General features: G+C 62.2%; 25 protein-coding genes. 14 read left to right on the top strand and 11 right to left on the bottom strand.

Features of this window, described 5'->3' with window-relative positions; genetic code table 11:
- Positions 1-191: 191 nt before the first annotated feature.
- Entirely contained in the window at positions 192-1439 is a 1248-nt protein-coding gene (locus tag RTP54_RS06355; RefSeq protein ID WP_312361605.1) for a cytochrome P450, read from the top strand.
- A gap of 71 nt (positions 1440-1510) precedes the next feature.
- Here the strand turns inward: RTP54_RS06355 and RTP54_RS06350 are convergent, their stop codons facing one another.
- Positions 1511-2329: an SDR family oxidoreductase gene (locus tag RTP54_RS06350; protein ID WP_312361604.1), complete on the bottom strand. Its 819-nt coding sequence runs from the start codon at positions 2327-2329 to the stop codon at positions 1511-1513.
- A gap of 125 nt (positions 2330-2454) precedes the next feature.
- Here RTP54_RS06350 and RTP54_RS06345 point away from each other — a divergent pair, with 125 nt between their 5' ends.
- Positions 2455-2943, top strand: coding sequence for a MarR family winged helix-turn-helix transcriptional regulator (locus tag RTP54_RS06345; RefSeq protein ID WP_312361603.1), 489 nt, complete (start codon positions 2455-2457; stop codon positions 2941-2943).
- 9 nt (positions 2944-2952) lie between these two features.
- Here the strand turns inward: RTP54_RS06345 and RTP54_RS06340 are convergent, their stop codons facing one another.
- Positions 2953-3297: a cupin domain-containing protein gene (locus RTP54_RS06340; RefSeq protein ID WP_112809928.1), complete on the bottom strand. Its 345-nt coding sequence runs from the start codon at positions 3295-3297 to the stop codon at positions 2953-2955.
- A gap of 215 nt (positions 3298-3512) precedes the next feature.
- Here RTP54_RS06340 and RTP54_RS06335 point away from each other — a divergent pair, with 215 nt between their 5' ends.
- Positions 3513-3983, top strand: a complete 471-nt coding sequence (locus RTP54_RS06335; RefSeq protein WP_312361601.1) for a hypothetical protein — start codon at positions 3513-3515, stop codon at positions 3981-3983.
- A 130-nt stretch (positions 3984-4113) separates the two neighbouring features.
- Positions 4114-5229, top strand: coding sequence for an AI-2E family transporter (locus RTP54_RS06330; RefSeq protein WP_112818398.1), 1116 nt, complete (start codon positions 4114-4116; stop codon positions 5227-5229).
- Positions 5230-5279: 50 nt separating this feature from the next.
- On the opposite strand, the gene ppk2 is transcribed toward RTP54_RS06330, so the two are convergent.
- From ppk2 to RTP54_RS06315, 3 genes are all read right to left on the bottom strand, one after another.
- On the bottom strand, positions 5280-6113 hold the full coding sequence (gene ppk2 / locus RTP54_RS06325) for a polyphosphate kinase 2 (protein WP_112809931.1): 834 nt from the start codon (positions 6111-6113) through the stop codon (positions 5280-5282).
- Positions 6114-6115: 2 nt separating this feature from the next.
- Positions 6116-7864, bottom strand: coding sequence for a SulP family inorganic anion transporter (locus tag RTP54_RS06320; protein WP_312361599.1), 1749 nt, complete (start codon positions 7862-7864; stop codon positions 6116-6118).
- Positions 7865-8054: 190 nt separating this feature from the next.
- Positions 8055-9812 (bottom strand): hypothetical protein, encoded by a 1758-nt coding sequence (locus tag RTP54_RS06315; RefSeq protein WP_312361598.1) that lies wholly within the window; start codon positions 9810-9812, stop codon positions 8055-8057.
- A gap of 109 nt (positions 9813-9921) precedes the next feature.
- Here RTP54_RS06315 and RTP54_RS06310 point away from each other — a divergent pair, with 109 nt between their 5' ends.
- The 3 genes from RTP54_RS06310 to RTP54_RS06300 are packed head-to-tail and all read left to right on the top strand — an operon-like array spanning position 9922 to position 11504.
- On the top strand, positions 9922-10203 hold the full coding sequence (locus tag RTP54_RS06310) for a hypothetical protein (protein WP_409517091.1): 282 nt from the start codon (positions 9922-9924) through the stop codon (positions 10201-10203).
- Between the two features lie 39 nt (positions 10204-10242).
- A complete protein-coding gene (locus RTP54_RS06305; RefSeq protein ID WP_312361597.1) occupies positions 10243-10614 on the top strand; it encodes a hypothetical protein in 372 nt (123 codons plus the stop codon).
- Positions 10615-10661: 47 nt separating this feature from the next.
- Positions 10662-11504 carry a universal stress protein gene (locus RTP54_RS06300; RefSeq protein ID WP_312361596.1) on the top strand — a complete coding sequence of 281 codons (843 nt, stop codon included), beginning with the start codon at positions 10662-10664 and terminating at the stop codon, positions 11502-11504.
- 136 nt (positions 11505-11640) lie between these two features.
- On the opposite strand, the gene RTP54_RS06295 is transcribed toward RTP54_RS06300, so the two are convergent.
- Complete coding sequence (locus tag RTP54_RS06295) at positions 11641-12924, bottom strand: O-acetylhomoserine aminocarboxypropyltransferase (protein ID WP_112809937.1); 1284 nt, start codon at positions 12922-12924, stop codon at positions 11641-11643.
- A 216-nt stretch (positions 12925-13140) separates the two neighbouring features.
- The gene (locus tag RTP54_RS06290; RefSeq protein ID WP_112810081.1) at positions 13141-13569 is read right to left on the bottom strand and encodes a CoA-binding protein; all 429 of its coding nucleotides are present in this window, start codon (positions 13567-13569) and stop codon (positions 13141-13143) included.
- 198 nt (positions 13570-13767) lie between these two features.
- Between RTP54_RS06290 and RTP54_RS06285 the strand changes: the two genes are divergently transcribed.
- Positions 13768-14604, top strand: coding sequence for a DMT family transporter (locus RTP54_RS06285; protein ID WP_112809938.1), 837 nt, complete (start codon positions 13768-13770; stop codon positions 14602-14604).
- 3 nt (positions 14605-14607) lie between these two features.
- Here the strand turns inward: RTP54_RS06285 and RTP54_RS06280 are convergent, their stop codons facing one another.
- The gene (locus tag RTP54_RS06280; protein ID WP_312361595.1) at positions 14608-15429 is read right to left on the bottom strand and encodes an enoyl-CoA hydratase; all 822 of its coding nucleotides are present in this window, start codon (positions 15427-15429) and stop codon (positions 14608-14610) included.
- Positions 15430-15600: 171 nt separating this feature from the next.
- Between RTP54_RS06280 and RTP54_RS06275 the strand changes: the two genes are divergently transcribed.
- From RTP54_RS06275 to rpsI, 3 genes are all read left to right on the top strand, one after another.
- Positions 15601-16032: a PaaI family thioesterase gene (locus tag RTP54_RS06275; protein ID WP_112833990.1), complete on the top strand. Its 432-nt coding sequence runs from the start codon at positions 15601-15603 to the stop codon at positions 16030-16032.
- Between the two features lie 226 nt (positions 16033-16258).
- On the top strand, positions 16259-16723 hold the full coding sequence (rplM, locus tag RTP54_RS06270) for a 50S ribosomal protein L13 (RefSeq protein WP_112809941.1): 465 nt from the start codon (positions 16259-16261) through the stop codon (positions 16721-16723).
- A complete protein-coding gene (gene rpsI, locus RTP54_RS06265; protein ID WP_112809942.1) occupies positions 16723-17190 on the top strand; it encodes a 30S ribosomal protein S9 in 468 nt (155 codons plus the stop codon). The genes rplM and rpsI overlap by 1 nt, the downstream gene beginning before the upstream one ends.
- Positions 17191-17244: 54 nt before the next feature.
- On the opposite strand, the gene RTP54_RS06260 is transcribed toward rpsI, so the two are convergent.
- The gene (locus RTP54_RS06260; protein ID WP_112809943.1) at positions 17245-17718 is read right to left on the bottom strand and encodes an Lrp/AsnC family transcriptional regulator; all 474 of its coding nucleotides are present in this window, start codon (positions 17716-17718) and stop codon (positions 17245-17247) included.
- Between the two features lie 111 nt (positions 17719-17829).
- Here RTP54_RS06260 and RTP54_RS06255 point away from each other — a divergent pair, with 111 nt between their 5' ends.
- A complete protein-coding gene (locus tag RTP54_RS06255) occupies positions 17830-18621 on the top strand; it encodes a phenylalanine 4-monooxygenase (protein WP_312361592.1) in 792 nt (263 codons plus the stop codon).
- A 79-nt stretch (positions 18622-18700) separates the two neighbouring features.
- Positions 18701-19663 (top strand): agmatinase, encoded by a 963-nt coding sequence (speB, locus tag RTP54_RS06250; RefSeq protein ID WP_112809945.1) that lies wholly within the window; start codon positions 18701-18703, stop codon positions 19661-19663.
- 12 nt (positions 19664-19675) lie between these two features.
- Here speB and RTP54_RS06245 read toward each other — a convergent pair whose 3' ends face one another.
- The gene (locus RTP54_RS06245; protein ID WP_312361589.1) at positions 19676-21361 is read right to left on the bottom strand and encodes a sulfatase-like hydrolase/transferase; all 1686 of its coding nucleotides are present in this window, start codon (positions 21359-21361) and stop codon (positions 19676-19678) included.
- A gap of 293 nt (positions 21362-21654) precedes the next feature.
- On the opposite strand from RTP54_RS06245, the gene argC reads away from it, so the two are divergent.
- On the top strand, positions 21655-22587 hold the full coding sequence (gene argC / locus RTP54_RS06240) for an N-acetyl-gamma-glutamyl-phosphate reductase (protein WP_312361587.1): 933 nt from the start codon (positions 21655-21657) through the stop codon (positions 22585-22587).
- Between the two features lie 72 nt (positions 22588-22659).
- Here argC and RTP54_RS06235 read toward each other — a convergent pair whose 3' ends face one another.
- Positions 22660-23763 (bottom strand): COX15/CtaA family protein, encoded by a 1104-nt coding sequence (locus tag RTP54_RS06235; RefSeq protein ID WP_112809948.1) that lies wholly within the window; start codon positions 23761-23763, stop codon positions 22660-22662.
- Positions 23764-23794: the final 31 nt, after the last annotated feature.

Raw genomic sequence — 23794 nt, 5'->3', positions numbered from 1 at the left:
GCCCTACGCAGCGTCAACAGATTGACTCCGGGAAAGCCATCTTGTCAACGGAGCCGCATTGTAGAGGAAAACTGCCATCATACCTTGCCTGTTCGCATCATCGATCTGACACGTCGCATGCAGAGCCCTTGCAGGCGAGACCAGGACGCTCCTAGAACTAGCCGTCCACCTGCCTTCAAACGAGCCGGATCATGCCGCTGAAGCCTGCAATCACCATCGACCGCACCGACCGGCGCGTGTCCATCGACGTCCACGACCCGGATTTCTACCGTTCGCCATCCAGGATCTATGCGGAGATCCATGCACAATGCCCGGCGTTTTACTGGAGCGAGCGCCAGCAATGGTATTTCGCAGGCTACGACCAGGTGAATGCGCTGCTGCGCGACCGACGTTTCGGACGGCAGATCCTGCACGTGGCGACGCGCGAAGAGCTCGGCATGCCCGCCCCGAAACCGCATCTGAAGGCTTTCGACGCGCTCGAGGAGCACTCGCTGCTGGAACTCGAGCCACCGGCCCACACCCGGCTGCGAACGCTCGTCAACCGTGCCTTCGTCTCAAGGCAGATCGAACAGCTTCGGCCCGATATCGAACGCCTTGCGCATGCTGTCATTGATGGCTTCGAGCGCGACGGCGAGGTCGAGCTCCTGAAAACCTATGCCGAAACCATTCCGGTGACGATCATCGCCCGCATGCTCGGCATCCCGGTCGAAGCGGCGCCAGACCTTCTCGACTGGTCGCATCGCATGGTGCGCATGTATGTTTTCAATCCAAGCCGCGAGACCGAGCTCGATGCCAACCAGGCGTCCGCCGACTTCGCCGACTACCTTAGAACCGTCATCGCCGAGAAGCGCCGCAATCCGGCCGACGATCTGCTGACGCATATGATCACCTCGGAGAAGGACGGGGAGCGGCTGTCGGAGGCCGAACTGGTCTCCACCGCTGCCCTGCTGCTCAACGCCGGACATGAGGCGACCGTGCATCAGATCGGAAATGCGGTCCACACCATCCTCCAATCTGGGCACGCGCCTGCAGATCTGTTCGCAACGGAGGCGGCAACGGCGCTCACGATCGAGGAATGCCTGCGGTTTGCAGCACCTCTGCACATCTTCCAACGCTATGCGCTGTCGGACATCGAACTCGATGACGGCATTTCGCTGCGCAAGGGCGACAAGATCGGCCTGCTGCTCGGCGCTGCCAATGTCGATCCGCGAAAGTTTGCCGACCCCAACCGCTTCAACCCGAAGCGCGACGAAGGTGCCAACGTCTCGTTCGGAGCGGGTCTGCATTTCTGCATCGGCGCGCCGCTTGCAAGGCTCGAACTCAATCTGTCGCTGCCGATCCTGTTTCAGCGCCTGCCCGGCATGCGGCTGAAGCACGAACCCGAGGTCAGGGACAGCTTTCACTTTCACGGGCTGGAGCGGCTTGATCTTGTCTGGTGAGGGCCCGCCTGCCAGAACGGCCGAAGCGTCATCGCAGCGGCCGTTCGACGTTGCGCGAACGCCGGTGAACCTCAGATGGCAGCGGCCTTGCGCTCGACACCATAGCGGCCTGCCGGCCGGTCGTGCGAAAGATTGGGCGCTAGCACCAGGCGCGCCTTGACGAAGGCGTCCCAGTCGGCGGCGTCCGGCAGCGATGGAATGGTGATCAGCTCGCCCTGGTCGAAACCGGCAAGCGCCGCGTCGACAAGATCGGTAACGTCCATGACCATCGACGGATCGAGATGGTCGATCGAGCCGCCGGCGCGATCGAAGATTTCGGTACGGGTCAGGCCGGGAAGCACCGCCTGGACCTTGACGCCCTTGCCCGATACTTCTGCGTTGATCGACTGCGTCAGGTTGAGCACGAACGCCTTGCTTGCATTGTAGGTGCCGTTGAACCGCTCGGGCACCAGCGCCACGACGGAGGCGATGTTGATGATCGCGCCCTTGCCGCGGGCGGCAAAGACCTGTGCCGCAGCGATCGCCAGCCGATTGACCGCCACGACGTTCAACTCGATCATCGCCTCGAGATAATCGACGTCATCGGCAAGCAGCGGCCCCTTCGGGCCGATGCCGGCATTGTTGACGAGCAGTTCGATTGCGCCGTCTTCGCGCAGACGTTTCTCGACTACCCTTACGTCTTCACGCTGCGTGAGGTCCGCCTTCAGCACATCGACGGCGACGCCGTATTGCGCCGAGAGCCTGGCAGCAAGGCCGGCCAGGCGTTTCTCGTCCCGCGCCACCAGCACCAGGTCGTGGCCGCGTTGCGCCAGACGGTCCGCATAGGTCGCGCCGATCCCGGAAGATGCGCCCGTCACCAGCGCCCTACCCATTTTCTCCACTGCACTCATTGCCGGTTTCCTTGTTCCGATTTCAAATTAGTGGTATATGCCACTAAATATACATCAAACTGGACGCTGCGCAAGTGTGGCGCTACGAAAGTCGCAAACGTGTGGATCGCCCCGGGAGGAAAACGATGGACGAGACGCCTGGGGGTATCTGGGACTTCTGCACCAACAGCGCGCTGAAGCGCGCGTCCCGGCAATTGGGACAGCTCTATGAAGACGTGCTGGCGCCGAGTGGACTGCGCGGCACGCAATTCTCGCTCCTCAGCCAGATCGCCCACAGCAAGAACGCGTCCTTGCGCACGCTCGCCAATCTGCTGGTGATGGATCTGTCGGCACTTGGCCACACGCTGAAGCCGCTGATCCGCGATGGCTATGTCGAGCTGGTTCCCGACGTCTCGGACCGGCGCGTCAAGCGCGTCCAGCTGACGCCGCTCGGCCAGAAGAAGCAGCAGGAGGCCACAGATCTCTGGCGCAAGGCGCAGGCGCGCTTCGACAATGCCCTTGGCAAACCGGAAGCCGACGCACTGCGGCGGGCGCTGAACGGCATATCGGAAGCATCCTTCGCGGAAGCGTTCACGCGTGCGTCCGACAACACCGGGCCGGGCGAAAACGGGTAGCCGACCCGATCAGAGACGGACGACGTAGTCCTTGCGGGTGGTCTCGACGACCTCCCACGTTCCCTTGAAGCCCGGTCTGACGATCATGCTCTCGCCGGCGCGCAGATGCACGGCCGCGCCGCCATCTTCCGTCACAACAGAGTAGCCGGACAGAATGTGGAAATACTCCCACTCGTCATAGGCGATCCGCCACTTTCCCGGCGTCGATTCCCAGACGCCGGCATAGAGACCGCCATCGGCCTCCTCGACATTCCAGGTGCGGAACTGCGGCGTGCCGGCGATCAGCCGGTCGGCGGCGGGACCACCGACTTCGGGTTCGACCGTCGCCAGATCGAATTTTTGCATCTTCACCATGGCTCGACAGCTCCGAAGTCAGTGGGATCCGCCCCGTCATTGGGGTATGATCGACACGTTCGTTACTCCGACCGGCGTTTTCAAGGGGCGGCTGCGCCCGGACACAAGAATTTCGGGCACAAGGCCTTGCTCGCAGTAAACTACGGTATCTTACTCTTGGCCGATCGGGACCGGTACTATCCTCTACGCAACTGTTTTCACGAGGGAGTGGTGACATGAGTGACGTGAAAGGCCCAGATCCCAATACCCCGGTCCCAAGTGCGGCCGATCTGCGAAAAACGCTGCTGGAGAAACAACTGGCGGCGATGGATCGCGACGACGTGATCAAGGCGCGGCAGCGGGAAGAGCGCGCCAAGTTCGCCGACGAATTCTTCAAGACCCATGTCAGCGACGAAGAGCGGGCCATTATCCGCAAGGTCGTGATGCGGGCCGTTTCCGACGGAAAGATGGAGGCGCTGGTCTACAGTTTCCCCTCCGATTTCTGCACGGACGGCGGCCGGGCGATCAACAACAGCCAGCCGGATTGGCCCGAGACGCTGCAGGGCAAGGCCAAGGAGCTCTACGATCGCTTCAAACTGGTCGCGCAACCGGAGGGCTATCGTTTGAAGGCAATGGTCATCAATTTTCCGGGCGGCGTCCCGGGCGACATCGGTTTCATCCTGAACTGGGAGCAACCGATCGCCTAGCGTACCGTGCGATCATTGGAACGCGTGCGCTTCGGCACAGACGAACGATGGGACTGATCCCGCGCCGCCCGATCGGTGGCGCTGCTGTCGGGTCTGATCCGGGATAACGATAACGCCGGGGGGCGCGTGCATGGATGAGAGCCGAACGCAAAAGGATGAGCGCGTCGATCCGCCGAAAAATGCGGCCCCGGCGATCGAGACGCGGATCACCGACTATGTTCGGCTCGGTATCGTCGGGCTGTTTGCGTACTGGTCGCTGACGCTGGTCGCCCCCTTCGCCATCATCGCGATCTGGGCGGCCATTCTCACCGTCGCCCTCTATCCCGCCTACGCACAGCTTCGTCGCGTGCTGGGCGGCGGGCTCGCCGCACTTCTTCTGACCCTGCTCAGCCTCGGCATCATCATCGGTCCGCTGGCGGCGATCGTCCTCGGCTCGGCAGAAGCCGCCCAGGTGCTTTTCACCAAATTCAAGGCTGGCGGCATCGCCGTTCCGCTGCCGTCGCAAAGCGTGCGTGACTGGCCGCTCATCGGCGAACGCCTCTATGCAAACTGGGTACTTGCTTCCAACAACCTCGAGGCCCTGATCAGGCAACTCGAGCCGTCGCTTCTGCAAATGGGCGGTTCGGCCGTCGGGATCATCGCCGGCATCGGGATCGGGCTCTTGGGCTTTGTCGCATCGGTGATTGTTGCCGGGTTTCTGTTTCAGCCCGGACCGCGCATCGGCAGCGTCATCATGACCTTCGCCGATCGGATAGCGGGGCAAAGAGGCATCGGCTTCGTCAACATGACCACCTCGACGATCCGGAATGTGGCGCGGGGCATCATCGGCGTCGCCCTCATCCAGACGTTTCTCGTCGGCATCGTGTTGCATATATTTGCCGTGCCCCTGCCCGGCCTGATTGCCTTTGTCGTGCTCATCCTGTGCATCGTGCAGATCGGCCCGGCACCGGTGTTGCTCCCGCTGGCGATCTGGGGCTGGTTTACCTTCGATACCGGGAGCGCGGTGGCGCTGACGCTGCTGCTCGTGCCCATCGGGCTGATCGACAACATCATGAAGCCTATTCTGGTCGCGCGCGGCCTTTCGACACCGACGCTCGTCATCCTCATCGGCGTCCTCGGCGGCACGCTGTCCTATGGCCTTATCGGCCTGTTCCTCGGGCCGATCGTGCTCAGTGTCTTCTACGACCTGTTGCGCGTCTGGCTGCGCGCCGGAGGCCCCGGGCATAGCCCTGGACCTTTGGATTGATCCTTATGCGGCGCTTCGTCGATAGGCCGCGGGGGACCGCCCTCACGCGGCTAGCGGTGCCTGTCGAACACGTCGGGCACGGAGTTGCGCGGCGTCGTGTCATCGACCCATCCGTCAGGTCTTTTCTGCCGTTTACCCAGATCGGGCTTCTGGAATTTGACCTTCTCATAGGGGATCGACTTCAGGATATGGCTGATGCAGTTTATCCGCGCGCTCTTCTTGTCGTCTGACGGGACCATCCACCAGGGCGCATGGTTGCTGTCCGTCATGCGGATCATCTCGTCATAGGCGCGGGTATAGTCCCACCAGCGCTGATAGGACTCGACATCCATCGGGCTCAACTTCCACTGGCGCAAGGGATCTTCGATTCGCCGGCGAAAACGCCGCTCCTGCTCGTCCTCGCTGACGGTCAGAAAATACTTGAGCAGCGTGACACCGCTTTCGACAATCGCCGCCTCGAAGCGCGAGGCAAGTTCCAGGAACCGGCGCGCCTGCTTGTCCGTGCAAAAGCCCATGACACGCTCGACGCCCGGACGGTTGTACCAGCTGCGGTCGAGGATCAGGACTTCGCCCGCGGCCGGCAAGAGGGCAATGTAACGCTGCATGTAGATCTGGGTCTTCTCGCGATCGGTCGGCGCCGGCAGCGCGACCACGCGAAACACACGGGGGCTGACGCGCTCGGTCAGGCGTCGGATCACGCCGCCCTTGCCGGCCGCGTCTCGCCCCTCGAAAATGATCACCACGCGTGCGCCGGATTTCTTCACCCAGGCCTGAAGGTGCGCGAGTTCCACCTGCAGGCGCGTCATTTCCTTTTCATAGCGGGCCGTATGCTCCTTCTTGCTTTCGCCGTTCTGGCGAACCGCCTTGTCGACTTTCTTGTCCATGTTCAGTCCTCCTGATACTGGCCCCGCACGCCTGTCGCGGCGATCGCCTCCTGCTTGGCTTTGTTTGCCCCCGATGCCTGGAAGGCACGAAATGCATCGTCGAGATCAGCGAACACGAATGTCGCTCCGATCTGGTCCAGAACCCCGGCGCGCTCCAGCAATTGCCTGACTTCGTCGTGAAGCTCCGCCAGCGCCAGCGTCGTGCCCTGCTTGGCAAGCTCATCATGTACCTCCGCCAGCATCACCGCCGCGGTGCTGTCGATCTGAACGATTGCGCTGGCGTCGAGCACGAACCAGCGTGTCCCCGCGGGCAGCTCCTCGAAAATCGCCCGGAGACGCGATTGCACGTAGTCAGCGTTGAAGAACAGCAGACTGCCCTGGATCAGGCAGACCGCGAAACCGGGCACGGGCCGGGCATCGGGCGTTCGATGAAGCTTGTAGAAGCCGTCGCGCCCGGCAAGCCGCCCGAGCAGCGCATCGCGTGGGAACATCATTTTCAGGAGCAGGTAGCTGAGCGTGGCAGCAATGGCGATGATCACCCCGTTCAGGACGCCGAGGCTGATGGCGCCCCACATGGTGACGAGCGCGAAGGCAAATTCCACGCGACTGACACGCCAGATCTGCCTGAGCTCCCGGATGTCGATGAGGCTGATGGCGGCGGCCGCAAGGATAGCGCCGAGGGTCGGCGTCGGCAGGATGGTCAGTGCCCGCCCGAGATAGAGCAGAATGACGATGAGCGCTGCGGCCGATACCAGACCGGCCAGTTGCGACCTGCCGCCTGCCGAAAAATTGATGGCGGTTCGGGAGTCCGACATGCTTACCGGGAAGGCCCCGAACAGGCCCGCCGCGACGTTCGCCGCGCCGATGCCAACGAGCTCCTGGTCCGCGTCCACGCGTTCGCCGGCGCGATTGGCGAAGCTGCGTGCGGCGACGATGCCCGATCCGAAGCTGACGAGGAAAATCGCTCCGGCACCGAGCAGCACCTTGTCCAGCGGCAAGGCCCAGACCGAAGGCAGCGAGAGGGTCGGGATGGTCGACGGGATGTCGCCGACGACAGCAATGCCCATGCCCTTGAGGTCAAGGAGAGCCGACAGGATCACCGAGATCACGATGGCGATCACTGGCCCGGGCACCGGAAGACGGAACGCCGTCGCGGCCTGCAGCAGCAAGAACATCGAGCCTGCCAGCAGCACCGACGGCCAATGAATGTCCCCGCTCTTTCGCAGAAGCTCCAGGATCGGCGCGAAAAGCCCGTCTGCCTCGATGGAAAGACCTGTGACCCGACTGATCTGGCCAACCAGGATCGACAGGGAAATGCCGGCAAAGAAGCCGACCAGGATGGGCCTAGAGAGGAAGGTCGCCAGGACGCCAAGATGCAGGAGACGCGCGGCAAGGCAAAATCCGCCGACAGCGAGCGCCAGGGCTGCGGCGATGCCGACGCGGTCGATCGAGGCGGCAGCCGGCATTGCCGCGATGATCGAGGCGATTGCTGCGGCGAGCACCGTCATGGTGGCGGCATCCGGGCCGACGATCATGCGATGCGACGGACCAAAGATCGCATAGGCCACCGGCGCGGCAATGCTGGCATAGAGCCCGACCTCGGGGGGGAGGCCAGCGATCGCCGGATAGGCAATCGCACTGGGCAGCCCGACGGCTGCTATCGCCAATCCTGCTGAAATATCGTTCGCAAGCCAGGCGGCGCGAAAGCCACCAAAACCAGAGAAGACCGGCAGATGAAAGCGACCTCCCATTGCGCACTCCCTCACGGGCAACCGAATGGTCTTCGATCTCTACGCCTTCACGCGCCCGCGCGCGTTGCGCAATCGAGAGGCTCGCGGAAATCCGGAGGCTCGCCGACCACCCAACATACCGTTCAGCCGCCCGAGCGGCCTGTAGCATCGTGTAACATCGGTGTGTCCGGCCGCGCGGACGCCAAAGGACCTATTCCTGCGGCACGTCCAGCCCGGCACCGCGGATGCCTTCCATGAACTTCGCCTGGTCGACCGGGCGAGCGACACGAATGGCAACTTCGCTGCGGATATTCGCCACGATTTCAGGTGCGTTGGCACGCAGCCATTGCAGCTCGATGGCCGCTTCCTTCGTCTGCCCGGAGCGACCGAGGATCGCGAGCAATATCAGGTGGTAGATCGGATTGGTCTGCATATCGGCGAGCCGGGCCCAGCGCTCCGCCCCCGGATAGTCGCCCGCGATGTAGGAGCAGACGGCCAGGGCCGTTTCGAAGTAACCGAGCGGCCCCGGATTGCGCTCAACGGCTCCGCCGACCAGCCCGCAGCCTTGCGCCCATTCACCCGACAAGGCCAGCCGGAAGCCATATTCGCCCGCAAGTTCGGTATCGTTCGGGTTGAGGGCCATCGCGCGCGCCCCGATCTTCAGCGCCGCATCGACCTCGCCGCGAAAGAACAGGCTAAGCATCTCCGCCTGCAGGGCCCGCACGTTCTGCGGGTCGAGCTCGACCGCACGCGCGGCGGTTTCGATCGCTCGGTCCAACGAGACCGGCGACGCCTGGTTGAAGCGATAGCGGAAGCGAAGCTCGTCGATATAGGTCAAAGACAGCAGCGCCCAGGCGGTGGCATAGTTCGGGAACCTGGCGACCGCCTTCTGCAGGCAGGTCTGCACCGAGGCGTGCGTTTGAGGATCGAGGCTTGCCCGATAGCCGTAATAGGAAAGCGTACAGGCATAGGCATCCCAGTCCTGCGGCGGCGATTGCCCGAGATTGGTGGCATCGGCCTGAAAGATGATGCCATAAGGCTGGGCCAGCGCCGTCGCGACCGACCGCGCCACCTCCCCTTCAATCGTCAGCAGATTGCCGACATCCAGCACCTCGTCGTAGTTGGCGGCCCAAAGGATGGATTGATCCGAACGTTGAACCAGGCGGAAACCCAGTCGCAATTTGGTGTTGTCCAGGCGGACACTGCCTTGCAGGGCATAGAGGGGCAACTTCGTGGGTGGCAGGCTGGCATCGGGCAACGCGGAGGGTGGCCCGACCACAACGGTGATTTCCTTGAACTTGACGATCTGGCTGATCACCTCGTCGGTGAGGCCACGGGCGATCGTCGACGAGAGTTGGCCATCGGACAGGTCCTCGAAAGGCTCGACGAGCAGGCGGGGGATTGCCGGCCGAGCATCGCCCTGCGCCAGCGTGGCAGGGCTTTCGGGCGCAGTCAGCTGCCGCAGCCGCGGAACGAACGTCATGATCAGCGCAGTCATGATCAACGCAATGATACCGAAGGTCAGCCAGCGCCATTCCGGCCGCGGCGAGCGGGTATCGTCATCGATCTCGCGGTGGCCGTCGAGGGCGATCGTTTCGCGTCGCGTAAAGGTCGGGACATATCCGCCTTTTGGCATGGCGATGATGATCGGATCGTCGCGGCCGGCAACGAGATAGTAGCGCTCAAGCGCCCGGCGCACCCGGCCCGCCTCGATGCGCACGGCCGGATCCGCCTGCGCGTCGAAGGACGCTTCCCTGCCAAAAACTTCCGTTGCGATCGTATAGGCCTTGATCCGCCCGGCCCGCCCGGCGATTGCCTCTTCGATGACGTAGCCCAGAAACTTGCGCGCACGTTCGGGCGTGTCGAACTCGGGACTGGACCGAATTCGATCGAGTTGCGCGCGGATCTCAAGTTCGCTCGGGAGCGTTGCCGCCCGGTCAGCGGCACTCGCTCTCATGGCAAGAGTCATAGTCTCCCCCTATGCCCCGATGGCCACGCAGACGTGGGGGTCCCGTATGCTCCCGTAATTTACGTGCCCGATCACAGCATAACACAATATAAGATTGCACGCATGCATCGTGTCGCGCTTCGAACGGAGGATCGGCATGAACTGGAATTCCCATGGGGCAAAGCAGGGCTTGGAGGCGGCGTCGCGCCGGTTTCCGCTGCTGTCTCTGAAGATCAGGTCACGCGCGCTGAAAGACGAGACGTTCAGAGGCATCTGCGCCGATCTTGCCGATGCCGAAACGGCGCTCGCGTCCGTGGACAGACTTCCACCCCATCTGCGCGAGGAACGTCGGGCTGAATTTGAAGACATGATCGAGAGCCTGGCCCTGGAGATCAAGCAGTGCCTGACATAGCCCGTGCGGCAGAGGGACCAGGCGAAGGCGAGGACCACAATGACCCGCAGGAACCCCATTCTGGCCGAGACCGGGCCATACTGGACGCTGCCCCTGCCCGTATACCCGCTTGAGCTTCATCCCGCTCTGCTGCACGAAATCGAAGGTCGGGAAGACAGCAGTGCATTCGAAGCCTACATGCTGATGATTTTCGATGACGTCGCGAGCCATCCGTCGGGAATCATGGAGATTGTGGTCAATCCGCAGACGCGCTGCGCCTGCGCTCTGTACGAAGCCAAGCGCCCAAGCCGTCCGCTTTCGCGCCGCTTTTCCAACGATGCCACCAAGCCGTTATGGCTGAAGGCAAGAACCGCGCAGCAGGCAGCCAACAAATTCTACCGTGCCATCGTCGAGCAGGCTCACGAGATTTGATCGCGAGCGTCAGGCGCGACGCCGCCACACAACATGAAGGGCAAGCCATGCCTCTCAAGACCATACTCGTTTTCCTTGATTGTCCGCCGGCGGGCCAACCGCGCGCACGCTACGCCGCCAACTTGGCACGTCGCCACGGCGCCCACCTGGTCGGGGTCTATGTCGCACCATCCGGATGGCAAGGCGATCATGCCAGTTGTTTTGCCCGCGGTCAGGATGCGATCCGCGAGGTCATCGAACGACATAAGGCCGAGGAGACATCAGCATCGCAGACAGCACTGCAAAGTTTCAAGGCACTAACGGAGCGCGAGGACATCAACTTTGACTTCCGCATCATTCGGGAGGGCGATGCCAATGAAGACGGCAAGTTGCATTCTTTGCACGCAGACCTCGTCATTTCAGGTTTCCCCGGCCCGGGAGGACTGCCGTACAACTGGTCGCCGGAAGACATGCTGCTGGCGACCGGAGTGCCGCTGCTGATCGTTCCCGAGACCTGGAATTCAAATTCGGTCGGCGAGCATATCGTCGTTGGCTGGAATGCCAGTCGCGAGGCCCGCCGGGCGATCGCAGATTCGCTGCCCTTGTTGATCGCGGCGAGATCGGTTTGCGTTGTCCTGGTTGATTGCGACGACAACGCCCGTGACAGCCGGACGCCCGGCGCAGATATCGCGCAGTACCTGAGCCGACATGGCGCAAAGGTCGAGGTGGAGCACACCCGCTCGGCGGACCATTCCGTTGCCGACGTACTTCAGATGGCGGTTCAGCGACACAATGGCGACATGCTCGTTGTTGGTGCCTACAGCCACTCCCGCCCCCGGCAGACACTCTTCGGCGGCGTGACGCGCTCCCTGCTTTCGCATGTCGCGGTGCCGTTGCTCATTGCCCACTGAGCACGTGCCTTCCGGCACGACCAGATCGACCGCTTAAACCGATGCAGGCGCAGGCGGGATCCGCCTGCGCCTGCATTACGTGATGGGCCTCACCGGGCATCTTCAAAGATGTCCAGCGGCCGCCTCCAGAAGCGCGTCAGATCTTGGCGAGCGACTGTTCGAGGTCAGCGATGATATCGGAGACGTCTTCGATGCCGACGGACAGGCGCACAACGTCGGGGCCTGCCCCCGCCGCGACCTGCTGCTCCGGCGTCAACTGACGATGGGTGGTCGAGGCCGGATGGATGACGAGCGAACGGGTGTCGCCGATATTGGCAAGGTGCGAGAACATCTCCAGCCCCTCGACGAAACGCTTGCCTGCTTCGTAGCCGTCCTTGAGGCCAAAGGTGAAGACAGCGCCCGCCCCCTTCGGCGAGTAGCGCTTCTGCAGCCCGTTGTTCGGATCCTCGTCAAGGCCGGCATAGTTGACCCAGGATACCTTGTCGTGGCTCTTCAGCCACGTGGCGACGGCGAGCGCGTTGTCGCAATGGCGCTGCATGCGCAGCGGCAGCGTCTCGACGCCGGTCAGGATCATGAACGCGTTGAACGGCGAAATGGCCGGGCCGAAATCGCGAAGACCAAGGACGCGTGCTGCGATCGCGAAGGCGAAATTGCCGAACACCTGGTGCAGCACGACACCGGCATATTCCGGGCGCGGTTCCGACAGCATCGGGTACTTGCCGGATTTCGACCAGTCGAAGGTGCCGCCGTCGACGATGACGCCGCCCATCGAATTGCCATGACCGCCGATGAACTTGGTCAGCGAATGCACGACAATGTCGGCACCGTGCTCCAGCGGGCGCAGCAGGTAGGGCGTCGCCATCGTGTTGTCGACGATCAGCGGCAGGCCGTGCTTGTGCGCAACCTCGGCAATCGCGGCGATGTCGACGAAGGTGCCGCCCGGATTGGCGAGGCTCTCGATGAAGATGGCCTTGGTGCGGGCATCGATCTTGGCTTCGAAGCTCGCAGGATCGCTCGGATCCGCCCAGCGTACATGCCAGTCGAAGGATTTGAAGGCATGACCGAACTGATTGACCGAGCCGCCGTAAAGCCGGTTGGCAGCGACGAAGTTGTCGCCCGGGCTCATGATGGTGTGGAAGACGAGAAGCTGGGCCGCATGGCCCGATGCAACCGCCAGTGCCGCCGTTCCGCCTTCAAGCGCTGCCAGGCGCTCTTCGAGCACCGCCTGCGTCGGATTCATGATGCGGGTGTAGATATTGCCGAACTGCTGCAAGCCGAAGAGTGCAGCGGCATGGTCGGTGTCGTTGAAGACGAAGCTGGTCGTCTGGTAGATCGGCGTCGCCCGCGCGCCCGTCGTCGGATCTGGTTGCGCTCCGGCGTGGATTGCGAGCGTGCTGAAACCAGGATTGTCTTTCGTCATTCATCCCTCCCATGACGAGGGTGCCGCGCCTCCTGTGGAGCCGCCCAAAGGCACCCTATCGCTTTGATTCCAGGCATCGAGCGTGTCGAGGATCGCCTTCGATCTCGGGCGCGTGCACTGGAGCGGCGGCACTATTCCAGAGCCGCCCCACATGGTCAAAGAAAGATTTTTTCAAAACTGACGGTTGCGCGAAACAACGCTGCGGCCGACCCGGCGTCAGCCGATCAGGCGCGGATACTCCATCGCCGGACAGCGATCCATCACCACCTTGATGCCGGCCGCCTCCGCCTTGGCAGCAGCCCCGTCATGGCGCACGGACAGTTGCCCCCAGATTGCCTTCGGCAGGGTCTCCAGCGCCAGGATCTCGTCGACGAGCCCCGGCAGTGCATCGGCCGCGCGAAAAACGTCGATCATGTCGATCGGAACCTTTATGTCGGCAAGCCTTCCAACGACAGGTTGATCGAGGATCGTCTTGCCGACATGGCCCGGATTGACGGGAATGACGCGGTAACCCTTGCGCAGGAGGAAGGCCATAACCCGATGGCTCGGTCGCTCGGCGTTCGGCGACGCACCAACGAGCGCGATCGTCTGCGTCGAGCGCAGGATGTCGGCGAGGTAATAATCCGGGTAGGCGTCGTGGTTCATCTTCTGATCCGAATTCATCTGGTGAGGGCGGCTATAGTCGGCACGGCTGCGGTGGGTGTCAATCGAACGCCGGATCTCCAAGGCGAACGAGCGTGAGACCATGTGATCCGGGCTTCCGCCAGTTTCCGGTTGCTTTTCCCGTACAGCGGCGCGACAACGCTGGCAACGGCCTGCCCTATCGTCCACCGAGGTTTCATCTTGCCCCTTGATGTCATTGCGCTCGTCCTTTTCGGGGCGCTTTTGCACGCGACCTGGAATGCCCTGGTCAAGGCGGGTTCGGAAAAATCGCTCGATGCGGCCATGATCGCGCTTGGCGCAGCCGTCGTCGCCATCCCGCTTTTGCCGTTCCTGCCGTTACCTCAACCGGAAGCTTGGCCTTATATCCTGGTCTCGGCGGTCTTCCAGTTTGCCTATTTCCAGCTGGTCGCCGCCTCCTATCGCGCTGGCGATATCGGCCTCGTCTACCCATTGATGCGAGGTGTCGCTCCGCTGATCGTCGCCTCCACCAGCAGCGTCATCATCGGCGAAAGGCTGACGACCGGTGCGATGGCGGGTGTGCTGACAATCAGCGTCGGTGTTTTGACGCTGGCGTTCGAATCGCGAAAGGGAGGCAAGCACGCGATCATTCTGGCACTGCTCAATGCCTGCGTGATTGCATGCTATACCTTTGTCGACGGTATCGGCGCCCGCGTATCGGGCAACGCCATCGCCTACACGCTGTGGATGGCGCTGCTGCCGCCAGTGCTGCTTTTCACCTGGGCCTTCGCGCGCCGCGGCGTCAAACCCGTCCTTCGCCACGTCTACAAGAACTGGTGGCGCGGCCTCGTCGGCGGCGCAGGGTCGATCGGCGCCTACGGGCTCGCGCTCTGGGCGATGACGAAGGCGCCAGTCGCGTCGGTCGCCGCACTGCGCGAAACCTCGATCCTGTTTGCCGTCGTCATCTCGGTGGTGTTCCTGAAAGAGCGCGTCAGCGTCTGGCGCATTGCAGCTGCCTGCGTCATCGCGCTCGGCGCGCTTCTTCTGAAGCTTGCCTGACGGCTATTTGCCGTCCCATTCCGGCATGCGCTTGTCGAGGAAGGCGCCGATGCCGTTTGCCGAGTCGCCGGCCATCATGTTTTCGACCATCACGCCGACGGCGTAATCGTAAGCCTCGGGAAGGCTCATTTCCGCCTGGCGATAGAAGGCTTCCTTGCCGATCTTCAGTGCCTGCGGCGATTTCGAGGCGATTACGGCGGCGTATTTGTCGACGACCTGGCGAAGGTACTGCTGCGGCACGATGCGGTTGACGATGCCGAAGTCCTTTGCCGTCGAGGCATCGATGGTTTCGCCCGTCAGCAGCATTTCCATCGCCTGCTTGCGGTGCGATGCGCGCGACAGCGCCACCATCGGCGTCGAGCAGAACAGACCGATATTGACGCCCGGCGTGCAGAAGGTGGAACTGTCGGTGCAGATCGCGAGATCGCAACTGGCGACAAGCTGGCAGCCGGCCGCCGTCGCCAGACCGTCGATCTCGGCGATGACTGCCTGGGGCAGCCGGGTGATCTTCATCATCAGTTCCGCAGCGAGGCGGATCGTCGTTTCGAAGAATGCCCTGCCCCCATCGGCATCGGCGCGATGCGCGGTCATTTCCTTGAGGTCATGGCCTGCCGAAAACAGCTTGCCCGATGCCGAAAGGATGACAACCCTGATCTCCCCGGAATGGGCGATGGCGTCGAGCGCCGTGTGCAGGGCCTCCATCATCCCGATCGAAAGCACGTTGGCGGGCGGGTTGTTGAGCGTCAACCGGAGAACCGGCCCATTGAGTTCGCGCAGCAGCAAGCCATTCGGCTCTTCCTTGCGAAATGAAACAACGTCCGCCATGTCCTTCTCCTGCTGTCTTGTCTATTCCAGTCGATGGGCATCGTGGTACGCCGCCTCCCGCCTGCTTTCAAGTCGGCGATGATCAGGGCGACTAAGACCTTTTTCCGCCTTGCGAAGAATCGGATGGCGGCATCTGTTGACGTAACGAAAGACCCGCGCAGAGGAAGACCCATGAAATTCCAGCCGATCATGACGGTCGAGGCGCTGAACCAGTTTCTCGACACCGATTTTCCCCAGGTCCACACGGACGGCAAGGTCTTCCAGGTCACGGACACGGGCCCCGGATTTGCGACGATGCGGCTCGATCCGAACGAACGTCATATCCGGCCGGGCGGCACCGTGTCCGGGCCGACGCTTTTCGCCCTAGCCGACGTTTCCGCCTATATCGCGCTCATCGCCCATATCGGCCCCGTGGCACTTGCGGTCACCACCAATCTCAACATCAATTTCCTGCGAAAACCGGAGCCCCAACCGCTCGAATGCACCTGTCGCATTCTCAAGCTCGGCAAGCGTCTGGCGGTTCTGGATGCTTCGATCGCCATGGTCGGCAGCGACGATCTCGTGGCGCATGCAACGGCGACCTATTCGATTCCACCGCGTTAAATTGAGGTATCAAAATACCCCATACCTAATACATTGTTTTTGCTTATGTTTATTTCAGCATTGCAAAATCGACGTTGTTGACGCCTTTTTCGCGCTTGCGTATAAGCACCCTCAGATCGCGGTCCCTCTCGGGCCGCTTTCTTCTTTTGGCTGAAATTCGGTCAAAACCAAGCAACAAGAAACGCCCAACGGTTCGCCGTTATGGGTCCAAAGAAAGAGTTTTGTTATGGGAACCTTCGTTCAGAAGCCTGCAGAGGTGGAGAAGAAGTGGATCATCATCGACGCCGAAGGCCTCGTTGTCGGTCGCCTCGCCTCCATCATCGCGAACCGCCTGCGCGGCAAGCACAAAGCCACCTTCACGCCGCATGTTGACGATGGCGACAACGTCATCGTGATCAACGCCGAGAAGGCCGTGCTCACGGGCAAGAAGTACACCGACAAGAAGTACTACTGGCACACCGGCTACCCCGGCGGCATCAAGGAGCGCACCGCGCGCCAGATCATCGAAGGCCGCTTCCCGGAGCGCGTCCTCGAGAAGGCCGTCGAGCGCATGGTTCCGCGCGGCCCGCTCGGCCGTCGCCAGATGAAGAACCTGCGCGTATACGCAGGCTCGAACCACCCGCATGAAGCACAGCAGCCGGCCGTCCTCGACGTTGCCAAGCTGAACAGCAAGAACACAAGGAGCGCCTAATGGCCGACCTTTCCGCTCTCAAGGAAATCGCCACGACTGCGGAACCGGCAGCTCCGGTTCACGTCAAGAAGGTCGACGCTCAGGGCCGCTCCTATGCGACCGGCAAGCGTAAGAACGCTGTTGCCCGCGTATGGGTCAAGCCCGGCTCGGGCAAGATCACCATCAACGGCAAGCCGTACCTCGACTACTTCGCTCGTCCGGTTCTGCAGATGATCCTGCAGCAGCCGATCGTCGCAGCTGCCCGTGACGGCCAGTTCGACATCGATGCGACGGTCGCAGGTGGCGGTCTCTCCGGCCAGGCCGGTGCCGTTCGTCACGGCATCTCCAAGGCGCTCACCTACTTCGAACCGGGCCTGCGCTCGGTGCTGAAGAAGGGCGGCTTCCTGACCCGCGACAGCCGTGTCGTTGAACGTAAGAAGTACGGCAAGGCCAAGGCCCGTCGTTCGTTCCAGTTCTCCAAGCGTTAATCGCTCGAAGACACTGCATCTTGGAAGGCCGGGCTCGCCCGGCCTTTTTTCGTTTCAGATCGGCAGCTCGGTCGTCGACTTCAGTTCGCGCAGCACGAAGCTCGACACCACCGTGCGCACATGCGGATTGCGCATCAGATAGCGCGTCATGAAGGCGTCATAGCTGTCGACGTCGTTGGCCCTGATCTTCAGCATGTAGTCGAACGTGCCCGACAGCGCATAACACTCCATGATCTCCGGCCGGTCGCGCACGACCGCCGAGAATGCGGCAATCGCCTCGTCGTGATGATCCTCCAGCGTCACATGGGCGATGATGCAGAGCTTCAGATCCAGCTTTCCCGGATCGAGCAGCGCCACCCGCTTGCGAATGACGCCGTCGGCCTCCAGCTCCTGCAATCGCCGCCAGGTCGAGCTTTGTGACATGCCCGCCCTTTCCGCGAGCTCGGACAGGGACTGGCCGCTGTCGGCCTGAATCAGCCGCAGCAACCTGCGCAAAGGTTGGGAAGTTTCCTTCAAATCCGACGACATTTCGAAATTTCCTCCCGCAACAGCGCCCTCCACCGGCAACTGTGAAACAAATACTCGCTCCATTCGCGATACAATTGCAACAACTTGGTGTTTTGGCGAAGAGGAGACGTCATGCCGAAGGAAAGCAGCTACACCGCGAAACTGCCCGAGCCGGATGGCAGCTATCACTACACGCCCGAGGAGGACGCGATCTGGGGCGAGCTTTATCAGCGGCAGATGAAGCTGCTCGCCGACAAGGCATGCGACGAATATCTGGAAGGCGCGCGCAAGCTTGACCTCGGCCCGGACCACGTGCCGCAACTCAAGGACGTCAACCGTCGCCTGCAGGAAACCACCGGCTTCGGCGTCGAAGGCGTACCGGCCCTTATCCCGCCATCGCGGTTCTACGAGCTCTTGTCCGAAGGCAAGTTTCCGCTCGCAACCTTCATCCGCCGGCGCGAGCATATCGACTACATCGAAGAGCCCGATATCTTCCACGAGGTCTTCGGCCACTGCCCGCTCCTGACCAACCAGAGCTATGCCAATTTCGTCCGCCGCTTCGGCGAGAAAGCCGTCGACCTGGGCAAGGGCTACTCCTGGCACCTGTTCCGGATTTTCTGGTTTACGGTCGAGTTCGGGCTGATCAACACCCCCAAGGGCCGGCGCTGCTTCGGGGCCGGCATCGTGTCGTCGCCGAACGAGACCCGTACGGCCATGGAGCCATCGACGAGCGAGTTCCGCCCGTTCGATCTGATGTCGGTGCTGCGCACGCCGTACCGCATCGATATCGTGCAACCGATCTATTATGTCATCGACAGCTTCGCCCAGCTCGAGGCGATCATCGAGGAGGATATCGGCGCACGCATCACCGAGGCCAAGGCGCTGGGTGATTTTGCGCCGACCTTCGAGGCCAAGGCGTCCTGACAGAATTGGAATTCGCCGGCAGGGACTTGCCTTGCCGGCGACGATTGTCCAACCTCTCGCCCTACACGGGAGACGGGATATGGCAAACAGGACGATCGACCACGCGCTGACGGCGCGCTCACTCACATCGGCGGCATCGGACCCGACGCATGCCGGCATTCTCTCCTTCATGCGACGCAAATATTCCAAGCAGTTGAAGGATGTCGATGCCGTCGTGTGGGGCATTCCGTTCGACGCGGCAACATCCAACCGTCCCGGTGCCCGATTCGGCCCCCAGGCGATCCGTCGCGCCTCGGCGATCTTCGACAACGATCCGCAGTACCCGTTCGAGCGCGACCTCTTCGCTCAGATGGCAACGATCGACTATGGCGACTGCCTGCTCGACTACGGCAACCACTCGAAGACCCCGGCGACGATCGAGCGTGAGGCGGCGAAGATCCTGAACAGCGGCGCCTATCTGCAGACGCTCGGCGGTGACCATTTCGTCACCTATCCGATCCTCAAGGCCCATGCCGCGATCCACGGTCCGCTCGCCCTCGTCCAGTTCGACGCGCATCAGGACACCTGGCCGGACGAGCGCGGCCGCATCGACCACGGCTCCTTCGTCGGCCGCGCCGCCCGCGCCGGGCTAATCGATACGGACGCATCCATCCAGATCGGCATCCGCACCCATGCACCGGAGGACTGCGGCATCCGCATTCTCTACGGCTACGACGTCGAGGAAATGAGCGTTTCAGAGATTGCCGACGCCATCATCCAGCAAGTGGGCGAACGCAAGGCTTACCTGACCTTCGACATCGATTGCCTTGACCCGGCCTACGCGCCCGGCACGGGCACGCCCGTTGCCGGCGGACCTTCGAGCTCGAAAATCCTCTCGGTTCTGCGCAAGCTCGGAGCTCTGACTGTCGTCGGCAGCGATGTCGTCGAGGTCGCCCCTGCCTATGACCATGCGGATATCACCGCGATCGCCGGCGCGACGGTCGCCATGTACATGCTGGGCCTGCACGCCGAAAAGCTGGCGGAGCGTTCGACGCTCCCCTAAAACGCCGCGCCTTCAATCGAGGTCGAGCAGCCCGGCGTTCTGGCGTTGGCGAAGGTGCTGGTCGACCAGCGTGCGATCGGCGCAGGTATGGTAGTGACCGTCGCAAGCGTCGCGCAGGCGCGCCAGCGCATCGAATGTCGGCGAGGTCGGCAGGCCGACCGCTTCGATCAGGCTTGCCGTGAGGAAGCCGACATCCAGCGGCCTGGCAAACGGCCGCATATCGATGTCGCGGCCATAGGCATAGACGGAATAGTACGTCCTGTAGGCCAGCGAATTGAGGTCGGCAAAGAGATTTCCTTGCGGTGCGCCAGCCTGCAGATACGCCTTTGTCGCGACCGCCTGGTGATCACCGAAGTCGAGAACGACCGTGCCGTTGGGACCCGGCGCCTGCTCGCGCTTGCTGCGAAAATCCTCGAGGTCCTGCTTGGCCAGCGCCACGCGGCGCAGATACTCGTTGGCTTCGGCATCCGGGGCAAATGCCTTTGCCGGCAACGTTTCTTTCGGCACCAGGTTCATGTCATAGGGACCATGCGGAAACATCGTCTGCATGGAAATGAACAGCGGGCGCCGGTCCTTCTCACGGTGCGCGCGAACGATCCGGTCGACGACGTCGAAATAGAAGCTATCGCGGACAAAATGCGATTTCGGCCGCATCGCGTCGAAATCGACGATCTCCTGAAAACCGATCGAACGCAGGAAGGGCCCTTCGTTGACGAAACTCGCCTGCATCGGCATCACCGCAACGGTGCGATAACCGCACCGCGCCAGGAGACTGGGCAGGCTGCCCTTGACCCTGCCCTCAAGGATCTGCGTGACGTAGGGGCTCTGCCAGCCGAAGTCCGCACCGGACAATCCGGTCATGACGGAAAAGTTCGTCACCCACGTACCGCCGCCGAACGTCTCGACCTGCAGCGGATGCACGCGCTGGTCCTGCGATCGAAACGATGCGGCCATCCACTCCGGAACGTTCACCTGCGGGAAGTAGCTCGGACTGGTCTGGCTCTCGCTGAGGATGAGGAAAAGATCAGGCTTGCCGGCGGCCACGTCGCAGCTGACCTCATCGCGAAGGCTTCCTTTCGCCTCGACGGCATCAAGCCGATCGGAAAGCACGATATGGCCGAGCGGAAACTGGAGATCGCCGATCGAGACGAAAAAGGACGAGGCGTCATAGCCGGAGATGTAATGAACATAGCCCGGCTCGTTCCTTTTATCCGGATAGAGGGCAAAGACACCGGCTGCCGCGACGAGAAGCAGGCCGGCTCGCACGCCGAAAGACCGCCCCGACAGGCGTTCACCGCGAAATGCAACGATCAGCAACGCGAGTGCGGCGGCCAGCACCGCGATACTTCCGATCAACAGATGGAAATAGGAGCCGACCAGAAAGGAAAGCGCCGATCGGTCGAGGCCGGTGAAGGCGAAATCGAAGACGTGCAGCGAAAATCCCTTGAGGCGGAACTTGGCCTCCGACATCGCGGCAATCAGCAACACCATGATTGCGGCGGCCCAGAGCGAAAAGCTCGGGCGACGTGAGATCAGGAAGAGGAAAGCTGCGATCGCAAGCGTCACCATGACGAGGAAAGGCACGTACCGCCAGCGCGTATCGAAATAGTGCAGGGCCAGGAGCAGCGCCAGGAATGCCAGCGAGACAGACAGCGGATGCCGAAGCACGCCCCCGATCCGCATGATCAGGTTTTTCACTCCGCAGCTCCAATATGACGGGTTTGTGACACCGCATCAGATGCAGAATTGCACGCGACGACGCAACAGCTCAGTTAAGTTGTGGTTAACTATGCAAGACGAGCGCCAGACCCGACCACACGGCGCCATCCGCCCCCGCACGGTTGCGACCTCCGACCGGTGCTTATATATGAATTCGTCCACGGCACCGCCCACATCACTTCCGCGCAGACGGCCGTGTTGAGAAACTGAATCAAACCTGTGTCAGATTGATTCTGCGACAGCTCGTAACCTTTTGGAAGAACGGGAAAATCATGAAACCGAAGATCTTCATTGATGGCGAACACGGCACCACCGGGCTGCAGATCCGCACCCGCATGGCAGGCCGCAGCGATCTCGAACTGCTGTCGATACCGGAAGCAGAACGACGCAACGCCGCCATGCGTGAAGATCTTCTGAATGAGGCCGACATCGCGATCCTCTGCCTGCCCGACGATGCGTCGCGCGAGGCCGTCTCCATGGTGTCCGGCAACAACCGGGTGCGCATCATTGATACCTCGACCGCACACAGGATCGCTCCGGATTGGGCCTACGGCTTTGCAGAGATGGACAAGGCGCAGCCCGCCAAGATCCGCGATGCCCGCCATGTCGCCAACCCGGGTTGCTACCCGACGGGCGCCATCGGCGTGATCCGGCCGCTGCGCCAGGCCGGTATTCTGCCCGATGGATACCCGGTGACGGTCAACGCCGTTTCCGGCTACACCGGCGGCGGCAAGCAAATGATCGCCCAGATGGAAGACGAGGCGAACCCGGACCACATCAGCGCTCCGCATTTCCTTTACGGCCTGACGCTCAAGCACAAGCATGTGCCGGAAATGAAGATGCACGGCCTGCTCGACCGCGCGCCGGTGTTTGCGCCATCGGTCGGCAAGTTCCCGCAGGGCATGATCGTTCAGGTTCCGCTCTATCTCGACGACCTCGCCGCCGGTGCGACGATAGAGAGCATTCACGCCGCCCTCACCGAGCACTATGCCGGCCAGTCGATCGTTGAGGTCGTGCCTCTTGCCGCAAGCGAAAAGCTCGGCCGCATCGATGCGACGGAACTTGCCGGTGCGGACACGATGAAGCTGTTCGTGTTCGGCGCCCCCGGCGGAACCCATGTCAACCTGGTCGCCCTGCTCGACAATCTCGGCAAGGGCGCCTCCGGCGCCGCTGTCCAGAACATGGATCTGATGCTGTCCGCCTGATCGTCAGCGACGTTTACCAACAAAAAACCCGGCGAAACATTCGCCGGGTTTTTTGTTTTCTATCGCTGTGTTTCAGCTGCGCAGCTCGATGGCGGTCGGCTTCGGATATTCACCGATGAAACCGCGCCAGTGGGCGATGGCAAATCCAAGTACGACCAGCGCGCCGCCCTGATGCAGCACGCCCCAGCCGACCGGAACCTGCAGCAGAAGCGTGGTCACGCCGATCGCCGCCTGGATAAGGACGAGGGCGAACAGCACGACGGAACGCCGCGCATGGGTGGATTGCGGGGCTGCCCGCACCGAGGCGATCACATGCATCAGCGCCAGCGCGAAGAGCACATAGGCGCCGATGCGGTGGACGAACTGCACGGTCTTCGGGTTCTCGAAAACGTTGATCCACCAGGGGTGCTGGAGGAAGAGATCCGACGGAATCCACGCGCCATCCATCAACGGCCAGGTGTTGTAGCTGAAACCGGCGTCAAGCCCGGCAACCAGCGCACCCAAATAGATCTGGAACAGGCTCATGATCGCGATGATCGCCGCCATCTTGCGCGAGCGGTCGGTCGGTGCCGCGTCACCGGTGTGCGGACACAGGCCGCGCTGGATCCACATGCAGGCGGCAAAGATCAGGCAGGCGATGACGAGATGGGTCGCCAGGCGATATTGGCTGACGTCGGTTCGCTCGACGAGACCGGAGGATACCATCCACCAGCCGATGAACCCCTGGAAGCCGCCAAGCGCCAGAATGCCGAGCAGCGGCCAGCGCAGGCGCCGCTCGACCCGTCCGGTGAACCAGAAGAAGGCGAGCGGAACAGCAAAGATCACGCCGATCGTGCGGGCCAGAAGCCGATGCGCCCATTCCCACCAGAAGATCGTCTTGAACTCGCCGACGGTCATGCCCTTGTTGATCTGCTGGTATTGCGGAATGCGCTGGTAGAGCTGGAACTCTTCTTCCCATTCCGCAGCTGACAGCGGGGGAATGACACCGTGGATCGGCTTCCATTCGGTGATCGAGAGGCCGGATTCCGTCAGGCGGGTGGCGCCGCCGACGAGCACGAGCGCAAACAGAGTGAAGAGAACGACGACCAGCCAGCCGCGGATCTGCCGGCGGTTGCGGTCGGTCCTGTCGATCTCGCTTCGGAGCATCTGTTCTGTCGCCAATTCGACGCCTGCCATGGTTTTCCCTCTGGTATCGCGGGGTTGGCGG

The sequence above is a fragment of the Ensifer sp. genome (assembly GCF_031989085.1).
GTDB lineage: Bacteria > Pseudomonadota > Alphaproteobacteria > Rhizobiales > Rhizobiaceae > Ensifer.
This window is presented reverse-complemented; position numbering and strand designations above follow the sequence as displayed.